This is a genomic window from Altererythrobacter rubellus, assembly GCF_030284385.1.
In the GTDB taxonomy this organism is placed as follows: Bacteria; Pseudomonadota; Alphaproteobacteria; order Sphingomonadales; family Sphingomonadaceae; genus Erythrobacter; species Erythrobacter rubellus.
This window is the reverse complement of the sequence record NZ_CP127221.1, coordinates 203,384-219,084: the sequence shown is the minus strand read 5'-3', so window position 1 is coordinate 219,084 and position 15,701 is coordinate 203,384. Positions and strand designations below refer to the sequence as shown.

Genomic DNA, 15,701 nt, shown 5'->3' with positions numbered 1-15,701 from the left:
GGAACAATCGTCACCCGTGGGTGGCGACGAAATCCTCGACAACCGGCGCGACTTTATCGCGCCATTTGCTGCCGTTGAAAATCCCGTAATGCCCCGCGCCTTCGGCCATGTAGTATTGCTTTTTCTTGGCCGACAGGCCCGTCGCAAGATCCAGCGCGGCCTTTGTCTGGCCCAGCCCAGAGATATCGTCACGCTCGCCTTCGATTGCGAGCAGCGCAGTGTCAGTGATCTTGCCGAGATCGACAATCTCGCCCTTGTGGCGGAATTCGCCATTAGGGATCGAGTGCTTCTGGAACACTTCCTCGACAGTCTGGAGATAGAATTCCGCAGTCATGTCGCACACGCTGCGATACTCGTCGTAAAAATCCTTGGTCGCCTGCGCGCTGTCATCGTCGCCCGCTGTCAGATGCTTGAACATCTCATAGTGGCTCATCATGTGGCTACCCAGATTCATGCTCATGAAGCTCGCGAGCTGCATAAAGCCCGGATAAACCTTGCGACCTGACCCGCGATAATTCATCGGAACAGTGGCAATCACTGAATTCCGGAACCATTCAATCGGGCGCTCCATGGCCAGATTGTTCACCGTTGTCGGGCTTTCGCGCGTGTCAATCGGTCCGCCCATCATGGTAAGGGTCTTGGGCGTCGCCGGGTCCTTATGCAGGTTCATCAGCGCGGTAGTGGCGAAAGCGGGGACCGATGGCTGGCAAACTGCCATCATATGCGGGCGGTCGCCCTGGCCCTCGACGCGGATCTGCTCGAGAAATGCGATAAGATAATCGATGTAGTCGTCCAGATCGAAAGTGCCTTCATGCATCGGCACCAGTTTCGCATCGGCCCAGTCGGTTATGTAGACAATACAGCTTTCTAGCATGCGCTGGACTGTACCACGCAATAGCGTGGCGTAGTGCCCGCTCATGGGTGCGACAATCAGCAGGCGCGGCGAACTTTCGGGCAGACCGGTGTGGCGAAACCGCTTGAGATCACCGAAAGGGCGATTGATGACGGTCGCCTCTTCCACGGGATGGCGTTCGCCATCGACCTCGACATACTCGATGCCAAAGGCAGGCTTGCTGTATGACGCGGTTGCATGAGCGAAAACATCCAGTGCCGAAGCTGCCATTGGTCCCACGCTCATATAGGAAAGCGGGTTCGCCGGGTTAGTCAGAAATTCCGCGCCGATCGAAGCAACTGCGCTCGCGCTGTTGAGCCATGATCTTTGCAACTCGTAGGCGTGGTAAAGCAAGGCGTTCCCCTGTGTGTTGTTAGGCATCCCGCCTCTTGCCGAGCGGTTGGGAGAGGGTTCTTGAACCCTTCAAGGACATTGTGCAATGCACAATTTTCCGCAGTTCTCGGAATAGCATGGCAAGCATGCAGAATTATCACGTGAAATTTGCGGCTTGTATGACTACCTGTGACAAGCAATGGACGGGCAAAACGAAACAATCGAGAACCAGCCGCCGCGCAAGGGACTATTTCGCCGGAACAAGGCCGAGGCTGAGGGTGCGGCGAGCGAGCCGCCCAAGGCCAAATCGCTTGGGCCGCTGAAAATGGTCTATGCGGCAGCGGCGAAATATCCTCGCCAGATTCTGCTGGCGTTTGTTGCTTTGCTCGTCACGGCGGCGGCTACGCTGGCAATTCCCTGGCGATTCAAAGTCATTATTGATGAAGCCTTTGGCGGCACCGCAGGATCAGCGCAAATTGCCGAAGCTTTCCAATATCTGCTGATGATTGTGTTCGTATTGGGAATCGGCACGGCGCTGAGGTTTTACTTCGTCAGCTGGATCGGTGAACGGGTTGTTGCCGATATCCGGTTGCAGGTGCAACGCAATCTGCTGCGCTTGTCGCCCAGCTTTTACGAAGAGAACAGTCCCAAGGAAATCTCCAGCCGGATGACCAGCGACACCGCGGTTATCGAACAGGTTGTCGGAACGACGGTCTCTATCGCCTTGCGCAATACGCTGACCGCGATTGGCGGCACGATATTGCTCCTGTTCCTGGTGCCTAACCTCACGCTGGGGCTACTAATGGGCATACCGCTCGTCATCATACCGATCATGCTGTTCGGGCGCAGAATCCGTTCTGTCGCGCGTTCGAGCCAGGATCGTGTCGCGGATGTGGGTGCAATGGTGACTGAAGTGCTTTCTTCGATGAAGATTGTGCAAGCGTTTGGACAGGAAACGCGCGAAGCGGAGCGGTTCGGCGGTGCTGTCGAACGTACATTCCAGACGGCAAAACGGCGCATCGCTTTGCGCGCCGCGATGACATCTATCGTGATCGTGCTGATTTTCGGCGGCGTGACCTTGATGATGTGGCGCGGAGCCATCGCGGTCTCTGAAGGGACCATTTCCGGCGGGACAATCTTTGCATTCGTGCTGACCGGCGGGATTGTTGCCGGCTCATTCGGTTCATTGACCGAAGTCTATGGCGATCTTTTGCGCGGGGCCGGTGCGGCCAGCCGGCTGAACGAGCTATTGAATGCCAAACCGACCATCGCCGCGCCGGACAAGCCGCAAGCCTTGCCAATGCCGGCGCGCGGCGGATTGTCATTCCGTAATGTCACATTCCGCTATCCCACGCGTCCAGAAACCGCCGCGCTACAGGATTTCACATTGGAAATCGAACCGGGCGAAACGGTTGCCATTGTCGGGCCATCAGGTGCGGGCAAGTCGACCATTTTCCAGCTGGCAGAGCGGTTTTACGATCCGCAAGCCGGCACCATTCGCTTGGATGGCATTCCGCTGACCAGAGCCGACCCAGCCGATGTGCGCGAACGCATCGCCTTTGTTCCGCAAGACGGCGTGCTGTTCAGCGCAACCGCACGCGACAACCTGCGCTACGGCAAATGGGGCGCGAGCGAGGAAGAGATCTGGGAAGCGGCGCGCGCGGCCAATGCGGAGGCTTTCCTGCGCGACTTGCCAGATGGGCTTGATACCTATCTGGGTGAAAGCGGCACGCGCCTTTCAGGCGGGCAGCAGCAACGCATCGCCATTGCGCGAGCATTGCTGCGCGATGCGCCGATTCTGTTGCTTGATGAAGCGACCAGCGCGCTGGACGCCGAAAGCGAACAATTGGTTCAGCAAGCGCTCGATGAACTGATGAAAGATCGCACGACGCTGGTCATAGCGCACCGCTTGGCGACCGTTCGTGCAGCGAACCGCATCATCGTGCTCGATGAAGGCCGGATTGCCGAGCAAGGGACGCATGAGCAACTGTCCAGTGCAGGCGGGCTTTACGCGCGTTTGGCAAAGCTGCAATTTGCTTCGCACGAGGCCGCTTGAAGCCCGCAATTCTCGACCAACTGCACACATTTCCGACAAACGACGGCGCGGGAGCGAAATTCCGTTTAAGGCGTTGCAATGGAATTCGGCGAGATCACGCCGAGAAACGTCAATCTTGGGGACGCATTTATGATTAGGCAATTGCTTGCCACAGGCACCAGCGCAATCGCGCTTGTCATCGCCGCACCGGCGCTGGCTGACGAGACTACAACCGAAACAGAAACTACTGCAGAAGTGCCGTCTTCGCCGACCATGGATTTCGGTACCTGGGGTGTTGGACTGGACACGATTGATCAGACGCGCGCACCGGGCGATGACTTCGACGCTTATGTGAACGGACTGTGGGTTGCGAATAACGAGATCCCGGGCGACCGCCAGCGCTATGGCGCGTTTGACATGCTGCGTGAGAAGTCGGTTGCCGATGTCGAGGCGCTGATTGCGGATCTTGTCGCATCGAAACCTGAGCCTGGTACGACTGCGCGCCGGATCGTCGATGCCTACAATGCCTATCTCGAAATGGACGCAATTGATGCAAGCGGCCTTGCCCCGGCACAACCTTATCTCAACGAGATTTTCACAGCACCTGACCTAGCCCGCCTAGCGGAGCTGTTTGAGACACCCGGCTATCCGGCGCTGGTGAGTGCAGGCGTAACCGTCGACTCGCGCAACCCGACCGATCACGCGGTCTCAATCGGTTTTGACGGCATGGGACTGCCCGACCGCGACTATTATCTGGTCGATTCAGAGAGCAATCTCGAAATCCGCGGCGCCTATAAGGGGTATCTGACCAAGCTGCTTGATGCTGCTGGCTATCAGGACCCGGCCGCTGCGGCCGAAGCGGTCTATGCTTTTGAGCACAAGGTCGCAAAGCTGGAGTGGGCGCGGCAAATTTTCCGCATGCCCAACCTTACCTATAACGAGCTGACCCTTGATGAGTTGAAGGCGCTCTCTGGTGGATTTCCGATCGAGACCGTGATTTCTGCTGGCAAGTTTGACGGAAAGGCGCGTTATCTAGTGCCGCAAATCCCGCCGACCGAAGATGAAATCGCGGAATACAGCCTGACCAGCGAGCAGCTGGGGATGATTGGCGGCGGTTTGCCCGCGATGATGCAACTGCTGACAGAGACGCCGCTGGCCACAATCAAAGCCTATATGGCGGCGCAGTTCCTGTCAGGAAATGCGTCGGTTCTCTCGAGCGAACTCGACAATGCCAATTTCGAATTCTTCGGCAAGACAATTGGTGGACGCACTGAGCAGCGCCCACGTTGGAAACGCGCGATTGATGCAGTTGAGGGGCAGCTGGGTGAGCAGCTAGGCACGCTGTATGTGGCGCGCTTCTTCCCGCCTGAAAGCAAGGCGCGGATGGAAACACTGGTTGGCAATCTCAAGCTGGCGATGGGCAAGGCGCTCGAAGAAAACGAGTGGATGACCGAAGCAACGATCGAGCAGGCCACCGAGAAGCTCAAAGGCTTCGTGCCGATGGTTGGCTATCCTGATGAATTCGAAACCTACGAAGGTTTGGACATCACAGCGGACGACCCGCTCGCCAACCGGATAAACACCATCGCATGGGCGCGCGCAGACTCGCTGAAGGATTTGGACAAGCCGGTTGACCCGACCGAATGGGGCATGCTGCCGCAAACGGTGAATGCGTATTATTCGCCGCTCACCAACCGTATCGTGTTCCCTGCCGCGATCCTGCAGCCGCCATTCTTTGGTGGCAATGCCGATCCGGCGGTCAATTACGGCGGCATCGGCGCTGTTATCGGCCACGAGATTGGTCATGGTTATGACGACCAGGGCTCTCAATATGATGCAAAAGGCAAGCTGCGGAACTGGTGGCAGGACGTAGATCGCGAAGGTTTCGAGCAATTCACGGCCCGCATGGCAGAATTCATCGAAGCCTATTGCCCGGTTGATAGCCCCGAAGGTCCAGTCTGCCTGCGCGGCCCACAATCCATGGGAGAGACGCTAGGCGATGTGGTTGGATTGCAAATGGCCTATCGCGCCTACCGCATTTCGCTGGGCGGCGAGGAAGCTCCTGTGATTGACGGATTGACCGGCGATCAGCGGTTCTTCCTGGGCTTTGCCCAAATCTGGCGCGGGATGGAGCGCGAGGAAAGCCTGCGCAACCGCGTGATGACAGCGAACCACCCTCCCGGTACGTTCCGCTTGAACAACGCTGTGCGTCACCTGGATGCCTGGTACGAAGCGTTCAACGTGACGGAAGAGCATGATCTCTACCTGCCGCCGGAAGAACGCATCCGCATCTGGTAAGCAGGCACCGCAAACGCAAAATCGCAAATGGGCAGGGCAGGTCGCTTGACTTGTTCTGCCCTTTGGCTCTTAGGCGCAAGGCATGACACTGTTTCAGCAGCTTCTAATTGCGATCGTTCAGGGGGTTACTGAGTTCCTGCCGATTTCATCGTCAGGGCATTTGATCCTGATCCCATATCTTACGGATTTGCCCGACCAAGGCCCGCTGATCGATGTCGCGGTGCATGTTGGCTCTTTGCTGGCGATCATCGTCTATTTTTTCAAAGACGTAGTGGTTTTGGCGCGCGGCGGTTTCGCCAGTGTCGGTTTTGGCTCCTCCGCGGCCAATGCGCCGGCAGAGCGGCGCCTGTTCTGGTGGATCGTGGTTGGCACGATCCCCGCGGTTCTATTCGGGCTTTCGATCAAGATGGGCGCGTTCAACGGGATTGCGGAAAACGTGTTCGGTATCGAGATTGTCGATGGCGATCTGATGAATTCGATCCGCTTTGTCGATCTGATCGCGGTGAACCTTATCCTTTACGGGGTGCTGCTTGGCATTGCGGACAAGGTCGGCAAGGAAGTCAAAGTTTTCGAAGATATGAGCTGGCGCGATGGCTTGATCGTCGGCCTCGCACAGGCACTGGCGATCATTCCCGGCACAAGCCGCTCAGGCGTAACCATGACCGCGGCCCGGTTCCTTGGATATCAGCGTGTCGAGGCTGCGCGGTTCTCGTTCTTGCTGTCGATCCCGGCAGTCGCAGGCGCCGGGGTTTTGATCGTGCCGGAGATTTTCGAAGCAGGGGCGAATCTTGCCTGGGACGCGCTCTGGGCCGGAATTTTCACCTTTATTGCGGCTTTCGCAACAATGGCTTTTCTGATGAATTTCCTCAAGAAAGCCTCGATGATGGTCTTTGTGGTGTACCGCGTCTTGCTTGGTGCGGCGTTGCTGGCGATTTTCTGATCTTGGAACCTTTATCCCTCCGCGATGTTACAGGAGTAGAGGAACTCAGATTTTAGACACGCTTGGAACCTATGTCCCTATTGTGCTTCATCTTTATCGGATCGCTTATCGGCTGGCTTGCCGCGATCCTGACGCGCACCGAAAACGTGCCGGGTATCCGGCGCGACATCGGCTTCGGACTGGTTGGCGCGCTGATTTCCGGCCTGTTCGCGAACAATTGGGCGTTTCTCGGCGGCCTCAGCTGGACAGCGTTGGGCGCATCGATAGTTGGGGCAGTTGTGCTGGTCGCGATCAGCAAGCTCATGCTCGACCGAACCTCCGCCTGAGAGGCTGATTCTTCACATCAAACTGGTTTGGCGCCTGAACCGCGCCCACCGCGCAGCAAATATTCCTGACTGCCGCGATGCACCACATTGTCGACATCGATCACCGCAGTATTGGCATAAGTGAAGCTGGGCCCGAGGCTGCGATAGAGCCGGTCAAAATCACGCTCGACAGTCTGGCGATAGAGATCTTCAAAGCTTTCGATCACGAAGTACGTCGGCTGAAGATCGCTGATCACATAGTCAGTCCGCATGACGCGATCGACATTCAGCATGATCCGGTTGGGGCTTTCCGCTTCGACAGAGAAAACGGCTTCCGTCGGGCCTGACAGGATGCCGGCTCCATAGGCGCGGATGTCATCGGGCGCTTCTTCGATCAGGCCGAACTCGACCGAGTACCAATAGAGCGCGCCCAGCGCCTTGAGGTGATTGTAGCGCATCGCCTTCCACCCGGCGCGGCCATATTCCTGCATATAATCCGCGAAAACCGGGTCGGTCAGCATGGGCACATGCCCGAAGACGTCGTGGAATACGTCAGGTTCCTGAATGTAGTCGAATGTCTCGCGTGTGCGGATGAAATTGCCAGCCGGGAAACGGCGATTGGCCAGATGCCAGAAGAACACGTGATCAGGGATCAGCATCGGTACAGGCACAACGCTCCAGCCTGTGAGCGCGTTCAACTCTTCTGACATTTTGCCGAATTCCGGCACGCCGCCGCGGCCGAGGTCCAGCTTCTCAAGGCCCGCCATGAACGCCGTTGCCGCTCTGCCGGGCAATACATCCATTTGGCGCGCAAAGAGGTCATCCCAAACCTGGTGATCTTCTGAGGTATATTCCGTCTGCGCTGGCTCCAACCAGTCATCGCCCACATGCGAGGGCTTTTTCAGCGGCGCGGTAAAGACATCCGCCGGCAAATCGGGCAGGGTCGAATAATCCTGCTGTGGTTCTGCGAGTGTAGGCATAGTTTCAGTTGTAACTATACCACGCCCAAGCGGGCTGTGCAAACAGGAGGTGCGCTTGGAGAGGCTTAAACGCAAGCAATATGAAGAGCTGCTTGAGCCATTAGAGGATGATGGTATCTTACTGTTCAAATACTGGCTGACGACTGATCAAGTGAATCAGGAAGAGCGGCTGCGCGAACGGCTGGAGGATCCGCTCAAGCGCTGGAAACTCTCGCCCATCGATCTCGCGGCGCGCGACAAATACGACGCATACACGCAAGCGCGCGAAGCGATGCTGCAAGCAACGCACACTGAGTGGGCGCCCTGGACGTTGGTGGATTTCAATGACCAGAAGCTTGGGCGGCTGACATTGGTGCGCGACTTACTGAACCGCTTGCCAGATACGCATATAGACCCGCCGCCATTGGAGTTTCCCGAGCTGGGCCGTGAACCGCAGCGGGAAAGCTATTCAATGCTAGATCCCATCGCCGACTATCCGGTGGATATAGAAGATTAGGCGGTAGCCGACGCTTTTACGCATTGCCTGCCGTCGCTCGCAAAAGTGCCGAGCTCGTAGCCGTCACCTGACTTGCGTATCGCCATATGCAGCGGCTCGTCCGCAATTGCCGGGCTGACGGCGCGGAAATTGAAGGTCTTGAGCTTGTTCTCGCCCAGCACTTTCACGGCCATTTGCAGCAGCAGACTTGCCATCAGCGGCCCGTGCACTACCAAACCGCGGTAGCGCTCAACATCGCGCGCATAAGGCAGATCATAGTGAATCCGATGCGTGTTGAATGTCAGCGCAGAGAAACGGAACAATAACCGCGGATCGGGTGTGATCTGCTGATGCTGATCCCATGAGGCGGCATCGAATGCAGCACTCGACGGCTCGGGCGGGCTAAGCGGAGCATCCCCCGCCACCGCATCGCGGTAGACCAGTGTCTGCTTATCGCGCACCGCAATGACGCCATTGGCCTTGGTAACATGCTCGACGTCTACGAACCCCAATTTGCCGCTTTTACCTTCTTTCTCGGCAATCGAAGCAATTCGACTGGTCCGCTCGATGTCCGCGCCAATGGGAATTGGTTCTAGAAACTCGATTTCGCTCGCAGCCCACATCCGGCGCGGCAGCGGGATCGGCGGGAAAAAGCTCTGGTCGCTTTCGTCGCGCTTTGGATGGCCATCTTTGCCCAGCGCAGTTTGGGGCGCCTCGGGCGTGCAAAGGCACAGATGAATGCCCTGCGGCATCATGCCAATTGGAGATGCATCAAGGTTAAAGGTCGCGAACCACCGATTGGCGAGCGCATTGTCGAGCGTATCACGCTGGACCTGCTCGCGTCCGATCCAATTGTCCCACTCAGTCATGCGTGCATCCTATCACGATCACGCCGCGCGTTCGAATATCGCCGCGATTCCTTGACCGCCGCCGATGCACATTGTTTCCAGCCCGAAGCGAACTTCGCGTCGATGCATCTCCGCTGCCATGTCAGCCAGAATACGCCCGCCGGTTGCGCCAATCGGGTGGCCCAGCGAAATCCCCGAACCATTTACATTCAGGATGTCTCGGCGGCTGTCATCATCCGACCAGCCCCAGCCTTTCAGCACGGCCAGCACTTGCGGTGCGAAGGCCTCGTTAAGCTCGACCAGGCCGATGTCATCCCAGCCCATGCCGGCGCGCGCGAATAACCGCTCGACCGCAGGGACAGGGCCGATACCCATGCGCGAAGGGTCACAGCCTGCCGCCGCCCAGCCATGGAACCACAGCGAAGGGGTGAGCCCCATTTCCTCAAGCTTGTCTTCCGCCACAACAAGACAAGCAGCCGCTGCATCGTTTTGCTGGCTGGCATTGCCTGCTGTGACGATGGCTTCAGGATCTCGCTTCAGATCAATCGCGCGCAATGATCCAAGCGTTTCCATGCTCGCGTCGGCGCGATAGCCTTCATCGTGATCGAAGACGAAAGGATCCTTGCGCTGCTGTGGCACTTCAACCGGCACGAGATGATCGGTAAATTTGCCCTCTTCCCACGCCTTGGTGGCGTTCTGGTGAGAGCGGACAGCAAAGGCGTCCGCTTCTTCGCGGGTGATCTTGTAGTCTTTGGCCAGATTCTCTGCCGTTTCGATCATCCCAGTGATGATCCCGAACCGCTCGATCGGCTGGCTCATCAAACGCCCACGGCTCAGCCGGTCATGCAGTGTCATATCACCCATCCGCACGCCGCCACGAAGGTCAGTCGTGTAATGTTCGACGTTTGACATGCTTTCACAGCCGCCTGCGACGACGACATCGGCCATGCCTGTTTCCACCATCATCGCTGCGGTCGCGACCGCTTGCACGCCAGAGCCGCAGCGGCGGTCCAGCTGGAAACCGGGAACTTCGATCGGCAGTCCCGCGGCCAGCCAGCTCCAGTGGCCAATCGCGGGCGCTTCGGCATTGCCATAGCCCTGACTGAAGACAACATCGTCGACCCGCGCCGGATCAATGCCGCTGCGTTCGATCAACGCCTTCAGGATAACCGCACCCAGCTTGCCGGCGTCCAATGGGGCGAGCTTGCCGAGGAATTTGCCTACCGGCGTGCGCAAAGGTGAAACAATAGCGGCGCGTCTCTTGGTCATCGTGTTTCCTTGTCTGAAAGAGCTACCGTGCCTGCATCGATCAGCTTGCCAATCGCTCCAGAGGATAGGCCAAGTCGCTCGGCCAAAACCTCTTCACTGTGTTGGCCGAGATATGGTGCAGGTGCAGGGTCGCCGACCTGTTTCTCAGGCATGTTCGCAAAGCTGCGCGTGGCGGGATATTTGAAGCCTGACGGGTTTGCGGGCGACGGTCCGAACAGCGGGTTTTTGGCCACCAACTGCGGGTCGTTCGCGGCTTCGTGCATGGTACGGTAACGCTCGAATGTGCAGCCATGTTCGCTCATCCGTGCGGCAAGATCATTGTAATCGTGCTGCCCTGCCGCCTGCTGGAACAGGTCGAACAGCCGGTGGCGGTGTTCGAAGCGGGGGCGGTCTCCGTCGGCGAAGCGGACGCCCAATTCTGCTTCTAGTGCAGCGATCTCTTCGGTGAGGCCAAAGGCGGCTACCAGCCCGTGCCACTGCTTGGGCGTGAGCGCCGCGACCATGAAGCGTTGGTTGTCCAGGCTCCTGAAATCGCGCCCGAACGCACCCCAGATCGCATTGCCGAGTCTCTCGCGATCCGCCCCGCGATAAAGCATTTCTGCCATCGATCCGCTGTTTGCCATGGTGCCGATAGCGACATCTCCCAGCGGGATACGCACTTCGCTGCCTTCGCCGCTCGCGTCGCGGTGGCGCAATGCGGCGAGCAGGGCAAAGGCGCCATAGGCCCCGGTGATGAAATCCCACGCGGGCAGAACCTGGTTGACCGGGGGCGCTGTGGCCATGTCCCAATCTTCCGGTCCGCACATCAGCGGGTATCCGCTTGCAGCGTTGACTGTGAAGTCCATCGCCTGCCGCCCGTCGTGCCAGCCCATGATGCGCACGCTGACCATATCGCCCCCCCCTTCGGACAAAGCCGCATGGCTAAGGAAGCTCTTCTCGGGCAGATTGGTAACGCATTGCCCGGTTTTGCGTGCCAGCTCGACGCAAAGCTCGCGTCCTTCGCCACTGCGCAAATCCAGCGCGACCGATTTCTTGGCGCGGTTGAGATTCTCCCAGCTTAAGCTGCGGCCTTCCTTTGTTAGCATGTATCGATCGTAGTCGAGCCCGCCTGCCTTGTGGTCAACCCGGATCACCTCGGCGCCCATTTGCGCGCAATAGAGCCCGATGGTCGGTGACGCGACGAAGCTTGAGACTTCGATGAGGGAGAGGTCGTCTAAAAGGTTGTACATCAGCCGTGTACCGCCGCCCAATCCCTGAGCATGTGCTTGGCGATCTGGAGCTGCAGGATTTGTGTGGTACCTTCGTAAATGCGGTAGATGCGCGCGTCGCGGAAGAAACGCTCTGCATCGTATTCGGCCAAATAACCTGCGCCGCCGTAGATCTGCACAACGCGGTCAACCACGCGGCCGCACGTCTCGGATGCGAATACCTTGAACGCGGCAGCCTTGACGAGAATGTTCTCTCCACGGTCAGCGCGCGCGGTGACATCTTCCATCATGGCCTCCGCGGCGTAGATTTCAGTCTCGCTTTCGGCGAGCATCTGCTGGATCAGCTGGAAGTTTGCGATCGGCTCACCAAAGGCCTTGCGCTCATTGGCATAGCGCAGCGCACTGTCGAGCGCACGACGGGCATAGCCGGTGCTGGCCGCGCCTACCGAAATACGGCCATTGTCGAGGCTCATCATGGCAAAGCGAAAACCCTTGCCGGTCTCTCCGCCAAGCAGCGCTTCGCCCGGCACATGCACATCATCCAGGATGACATCGGAGATATGCGCGCCTGACTGGCCCATCTTCTTGTCAGGGCTGCCGGTGGATATGCCCGGCGTATCCATCGGCACGATGAAAGCGCTGACATGCGCGTTCTTGGGCAATGCCTCTTTCTCGGTGCGCGCCATGATCAGCGCGACATTCGCATGCGGGGCGTTGGTGATGTATCGCTTGGTGCCATTGAGCACCCAGCCATTGCCGCTTGGGTCGGGTTTGGCGAAAGTCTGCATTGCCGCACTGTCGCTGCCGGAGCCTGGTTCCGTTAGGCCGAAACAGGCGATTTCACCCGCGGCGACGCGCGGCCACCATTCGGCTTTCTGCTCTTCGGTCGCGCCATTCTTGATCGCGGAATTGAACATGCCGACGTTGATCGAGAAGATTGAGCGGAACGCAGGCGCGGCATAGCTCATCGATCGCACCGTACGCGCATATTGCGTGGTATTCAGGCCTGCGCCGCCATATTCTTCCGGCACTGTCAGCCCGAACAGACCCATCTCCTTCATCTCTTCAACGATATCATCGGGCAGGCGATCGTTCTCGATCACGTCCCTTTCCGCCGGGATCAGCCGCTCCCGCACATAGCGGTCCAGCTGCTCGATGAACTGTTCGAAGGTTTCTGGGTCCATTCCGGATTGCGACATCGGTTCTAGCGTCCTCTCTTTGCAGCTCGTTCAATCGGTTTCAGCGAGCCCCATGTCGCCTGCTCAATGTGGCAGGCTTTCTCTCGCCTAAAAGCAAAAGCGGACGAATCGCCCGATGGCAACCCGTCCGCTTTGCAATCTGGCAAAAAGCCGCGCTTGGCCTGTTACTCTTCGACGCCTAGCTCAGCTGCGGCCGCTTCGGCTGCTGCTGCGACATCCGCGGCTGCATCAGCCGCTTCGGTTGCAGTTTCCTCGGTGACCGCAGCGGGTTCGTCTGCCGCACCTGTATCTTCAACAGCCTGTTCTTCCACGCCTTCAAGCGCGGCGTCTGCCGGCATTTCGACCGTGTCGGCTTCTGCTTCGATCGACGCATCGTCTGCGCCCCCGCAAGCTGCCAATGTCAACGCTCCAGCGCCGGCCAGTAGGGTGTATGCAAACTTCTTCATTGGTACTTTCTCCTGAATTTAACCGCTTCTTAGCGCGGTCTAGATACAAGCGCCAAGGGCGCAATGTGTAAAATCTTTCAAGAACTGCGACGAGTGGAGCGATTGATCATTCAAATCCGGGGGCGAATTTGACTGTACCCGTTGGTCGTACACCGACGAGGGTAAGATATTGAAAATACTCCGCCGGTGGACCGGGATAGGCAAGCGACGGGTCTGATTTGAAGCCAAAGCGTGAATAGTATTCAGGGCTTCCCAATAGCACGATCCCTTTCGCGCACATTGCGCGCATCTGCGTAATCCCGTGATTAATCAGTGCGCTGCCGACACCCTTGCCCTGCAACTCGGGCCAAACAGAGACTGGCCCCAAGCCGTACCAGTTTTTAGTGCCATCGCTGATCGTAACAGGGGAAAACGCGATATGGCCGATAATGCCTTCAGGCGTTTCTGCGACTAAAGATAACGCCAGGTCGCCGTCTTTGCGCAGCCGGTCCACCAGCTCTTGCTCGTCACCATCACTGAAGGGCATGTCTTTGAATGCGGCTTTGGTGAGCTTGAAGATCGGGCGCCGGTCGTCCAGCTCTTCCGGGCGGCAGGCGATGCTCATTCGAGGAGATGCCCTGACTTGTCGCGCTTTGTGGCGAGATAGCGCGCATTGTACGGATTATCAGGCAGTTGATGCGGTACCCGTTCGTTCACTGTGATGCCTGCCGCCTCAAGCGCGGCGACTTTCTTGGGATTGTTCGTCATCAGCCGGATCCTCCGCGCGCCGAGTAGATCGAGCATGCGCGCAGCGGTAGCGAAATCGCGCGATTCATCGGGCAAGCCAAGCCGCTCGTTGGCTTCGACAGTGTCGAACCCTTGATCCTGCAAGCGGTAAGCGCGCAGTTTGTTGATCAGGCCGATACCGCGCCCCTCCTGACGCATATATAGCAAAGCGCCCCAACCGCCTTCGATGGCGACATCAGCCATGGCCGCTAGCGCTGCGTCCAATTGCGGGCCGCAATCGCACTTCAGGCTGCCCAATATATCGCCGGTCAGGCACTCCGAATGTAGGCGGATGAGCGGAGCCTTGTCTCCGCGCTGATCCCCGATGATCAGTGCGACATGCTCGCGGGTATCGTCTGCACTTCGAAAGGCCACAATCTCAGCTGTGTCGCAAGCCGCGACCGGCAATCTGGCGCGGGTCGCGATGTTCAATTGCCTGCCCTCGCTCCATTCCGACAAATCACTCGCTGCAACCGGCACTGTTTCGCCCGGATCGGTCGGATCGACCAGAAAGGCAGGCAGGATTCCTGCAATCCGGGCAAGCTCCAGCGCCACCTCGGCAACCTCGCGCCACTCCAACGCCTCGGCTTTGTAGGGCCCTTTGAACGGGTGCTTCAGGTCAAGCGCCGGGTCTGCCACTGCGCGTGCTTCGCTCAAGGCAAACGGCTCACCGCTGCGGATCAGAACGGGTGCGTTAGGAACTGCCGCCTCGCGCTGGTTCGCAAGTTTTAAGGTGAGCGCGCGGGCCGCAGAAATCAGCATCTTCTCCGACGTCGCGCCGGTCGTAATCGCAGTCTCGGCTGGCAAGAAAACAGGCCCCCTATCAAACGCAATCGGCCAGCCATGGCGCAGCGCGTCCACCGCTTGCGCCACGCGGCGAGAGGGCGAGGGAGAACCTACACTCAGAGCGCAAACTCCGTGATCAGCGGGATATGATCGCTTGGCTTCTCCCAGTCGCGCGCGTCTTCGCGTAGACGGTGGCCAATGGCTTGCGCGGCAAGTTCGGGGCTCGCCCACATGTGATCGAGCCGCCGCCCGCGATCATTCACTTTCCAATCCTTGGAACGATAGCTCCACCAGCTGAAATAGCGTTCAGGATCGCGGATAAACTCACGTCCCAGATCGACCCAGCCATGGGCTTGTTTGAACTGCTCGAGCGTGTCGACTTCAACAGGAGTATGGCTGACAACCTTGAGCAACTGCTTGTGATTCCAAACATCGCTTTCGAGTGGCGCAATGTTGAAATCGCCCACGATCATGGTTGGGCGATCGATCTTGTCCGCCCAGCCGATCATGCGGCCCAGAAAGTCGAGCTTCTGCCCAAATTTGGCGTTCTTTTCGCGGTCCGGCTCGTCTCCGCCGGCCGGGACATAGACGTTTTCAAGCACCATGCCCTTGCCCGGGCCGAGCAATTCGACCCCGACATGCCGAGCTTCGCCATTGGCCTGCCAGTCATGGCGGCTGAATTCCTTTAATGGAATGCGGCTGATCGTTGCGACACCATGATATCCCTTCTGGCCATGGATCGCCTGATATTTGTAGCCCGCATCAGCCAGCGCTTGCGCAGGAAACTGGTGCTCCTGACATTTGATTTCCTGCAAGCACAGCACATCGGGTGCTTCCTCTTTCAGAAACCGTTCGACAATCGGCAGCCGCAGCCGCACCGAATTGATATTCCAAGTCGCGATAGAAACCATGGGGACAGCAC

Annotated in this window: 15 protein-coding genes; 5 read left to right on the top strand and 10 right to left on the bottom strand. The window is 58.3% G+C overall.

The window, feature by feature from the left end:
- Positions 1–10 precede the first annotated feature (10 nt).
- Positions 11–1,246 (bottom strand): polyhydroxyalkanoate depolymerase, encoded by a 1,236-nt coding sequence (locus QQX03_RS01040; protein ID WP_285976927.1) that lies wholly within the window; start codon positions 1,244–1,246, stop codon positions 11–13.
- Between the two features lie 304 nt (positions 1,247–1,550).
- Between QQX03_RS01040 and QQX03_RS01035 the strand changes: the two genes are divergently transcribed.
- The 4 genes from QQX03_RS01035 to QQX03_RS01020 all read left to right on the top strand — a co-directional run bounded on the left by QQX03_RS01035 (position 1,551) and on the right by QQX03_RS01020 (position 6,824).
- A complete protein-coding gene (locus QQX03_RS01035) occupies positions 1,551–3,281 on the top strand; it encodes an ABC transporter transmembrane domain-containing protein (RefSeq protein ID WP_285976926.1) in 1,731 nt (576 codons plus the stop codon).
- A 129-nt stretch (positions 3,282–3,410) separates the two neighbouring features.
- Entirely contained in the window at positions 3,411–5,558 is a 2,148-nt protein-coding gene (locus QQX03_RS01030; protein ID WP_285976036.1) for a M13 family metallopeptidase, read from the top strand.
- A gap of 82 nt (positions 5,559–5,640) precedes the next feature.
- Complete coding sequence (locus QQX03_RS01025; protein ID WP_285976035.1) at positions 5,641–6,498, top strand: undecaprenyl-diphosphate phosphatase; 858 nt, start codon at positions 5,641–5,643, stop codon at positions 6,496–6,498.
- A gap of 71 nt (positions 6,499–6,569) precedes the next feature.
- Entirely contained in the window at positions 6,570–6,824 is a 255-nt protein-coding gene (locus QQX03_RS01020) for a GlsB/YeaQ/YmgE family stress response membrane protein (RefSeq protein WP_285976034.1), read from the top strand.
- 17 nt (positions 6,825–6,841) lie between these two features.
- On the opposite strand, the gene phhA is transcribed toward QQX03_RS01020, so the two are convergent.
- Positions 6,842–7,783 (bottom strand): phenylalanine 4-monooxygenase, encoded by a 942-nt coding sequence (gene phhA, locus QQX03_RS01015; RefSeq protein ID WP_285976033.1) that lies wholly within the window; start codon positions 7,781–7,783, stop codon positions 6,842–6,844.
- On the opposite strand from phhA, the gene QQX03_RS01010 reads away from it, so the two are divergent.
- The gene (locus QQX03_RS01010; protein ID WP_349665856.1) at positions 7,782–8,279 is read left to right on the top strand and encodes a polyphosphate kinase 2 family protein; all 498 of its coding nucleotides are present in this window, start codon (positions 7,782–7,784) and stop codon (positions 8,277–8,279) included. The two genes, phhA and QQX03_RS01010, sit on opposite strands and share 2 nt — an antisense overlap.
- On the opposite strand, the gene QQX03_RS01005 is transcribed toward QQX03_RS01010, so the two are convergent.
- From QQX03_RS01005 to QQX03_RS00970, 8 genes are all read right to left on the bottom strand, one after another.
- Positions 8,276–9,127, bottom strand: a complete 852-nt coding sequence (locus QQX03_RS01005; protein WP_285976032.1) for an HTD2 family dehydratase — start codon at positions 9,125–9,127, stop codon at positions 8,276–8,278. The genes QQX03_RS01010 and QQX03_RS01005 overlap by 4 nt on opposite strands.
- A gap of 18 nt (positions 9,128–9,145) precedes the next feature.
- On the bottom strand, positions 9,146–10,375 hold the full coding sequence (locus tag QQX03_RS01000; protein ID WP_285976031.1) for an acetyl-CoA C-acetyltransferase: 1,230 nt from the start codon (positions 10,373–10,375) through the stop codon (positions 9,146–9,148).
- Positions 10,372–11,604: a CoA transferase gene (locus QQX03_RS00995; RefSeq protein ID WP_285976030.1), complete on the bottom strand. Its 1,233-nt coding sequence runs from the start codon at positions 11,602–11,604 to the stop codon at positions 10,372–10,374. Before QQX03_RS00995 ends, QQX03_RS01000 begins: the two co-directional genes overlap by 4 nt.
- Complete coding sequence (locus QQX03_RS00990) at positions 11,604–12,782, bottom strand: acyl-CoA dehydrogenase family protein (protein ID WP_285976029.1); 1,179 nt, start codon at positions 12,780–12,782, stop codon at positions 11,604–11,606. Before QQX03_RS00990 ends, QQX03_RS00995 begins: the two co-directional genes overlap by 1 nt.
- A gap of 164 nt (positions 12,783–12,946) precedes the next feature.
- Positions 12,947–13,228: a hypothetical protein gene (locus QQX03_RS00985; RefSeq protein WP_285976028.1), complete on the bottom strand. Its 282-nt coding sequence runs from the start codon at positions 13,226–13,228 to the stop codon at positions 12,947–12,949.
- Between the two features lie 106 nt (positions 13,229–13,334).
- Positions 13,335–13,832: a GNAT family N-acetyltransferase gene (locus QQX03_RS00980; protein ID WP_285976027.1), complete on the bottom strand. Its 498-nt coding sequence runs from the start codon at positions 13,830–13,832 to the stop codon at positions 13,335–13,337.
- Complete coding sequence (ribA, locus tag QQX03_RS00975; RefSeq protein WP_285976026.1) at positions 13,829–14,866, bottom strand: GTP cyclohydrolase II; 1,038 nt, start codon at positions 14,864–14,866, stop codon at positions 13,829–13,831. Before ribA ends, QQX03_RS00980 begins: the two co-directional genes overlap by 4 nt.
- A 29-nt stretch (positions 14,867–14,895) precedes the next feature.
- Positions 14,896–15,690, bottom strand: coding sequence for an exodeoxyribonuclease III (locus tag QQX03_RS00970; protein WP_285976025.1), 795 nt, complete (start codon positions 15,688–15,690; stop codon positions 14,896–14,898).
- Positions 15,691–15,701: the final 11 nt, after the last annotated feature.

Excerpts from the sequence above, each read along its gene's own strand:
- QQX03_RS01035 (WP_285976926.1), top strand. The coding sequence starts at position 1,551 with ATGGTCTATGCGGCAGCGGCGAAATATCCTCGCCAGATTCTGCTGGCG.
- QQX03_RS01030 (WP_285976036.1), top strand. The coding sequence starts at position 3,411 with ATGATTAGGCAATTGCTTGCCACAGGCACCAGCGCAATCGCGCTTGTC.
- QQX03_RS01025 (WP_285976035.1), top strand. The coding sequence starts at position 5,641 with ATGACACTGTTTCAGCAGCTTCTAATTGCGATCGTTCAGGGGGTTACT.
- QQX03_RS01020 (WP_285976034.1), top strand. The coding sequence starts at position 6,570 with ATGTCCCTATTGTGCTTCATCTTTATCGGATCGCTTATCGGCTGGCTT.
- phhA (WP_285976033.1), bottom strand. The coding sequence starts at position 7,783 with ATGCCTACACTCGCAGAACCACAGCAGGATTATTCGACCCTGCCCGAT.
- QQX03_RS01005 (WP_285976032.1), bottom strand. The coding sequence starts at position 9,127 with ATGACTGAGTGGGACAATTGGATCGGACGCGAGCAGGTCCAGCGTGAT.
- QQX03_RS01000 (WP_285976031.1), bottom strand. The coding sequence starts at position 10,375 with ATGACCAAGAGACGCGCCGCTATTGTTTCACCTTTGCGCACGCCGGTA.
- QQX03_RS00995 (WP_285976030.1), bottom strand. The coding sequence starts at position 11,604 with ATGTACAACCTTTTAGACGACCTCTCCCTCATCGAAGTCTCAAGCTTC.
- QQX03_RS00990 (WP_285976029.1), bottom strand. The coding sequence starts at position 12,782 with ATGTCGCAATCCGGAATGGACCCAGAAACCTTCGAACAGTTCATCGAG.
- QQX03_RS00985 (WP_285976028.1), bottom strand. The coding sequence starts at position 13,228 with ATGAAGAAGTTTGCATACACCCTACTGGCCGGCGCTGGAGCGTTGACA.
- QQX03_RS00980 (WP_285976027.1), bottom strand. The coding sequence starts at position 13,832 with ATGAGCATCGCCTGCCGCCCGGAAGAGCTGGACGACCGGCGCCCGATC.
- QQX03_RS00970 (WP_285976025.1), bottom strand. The coding sequence starts at position 15,690 with ATGGTTTCTATCGCGACTTGGAATATCAATTCGGTGCGGCTGCGGCTG.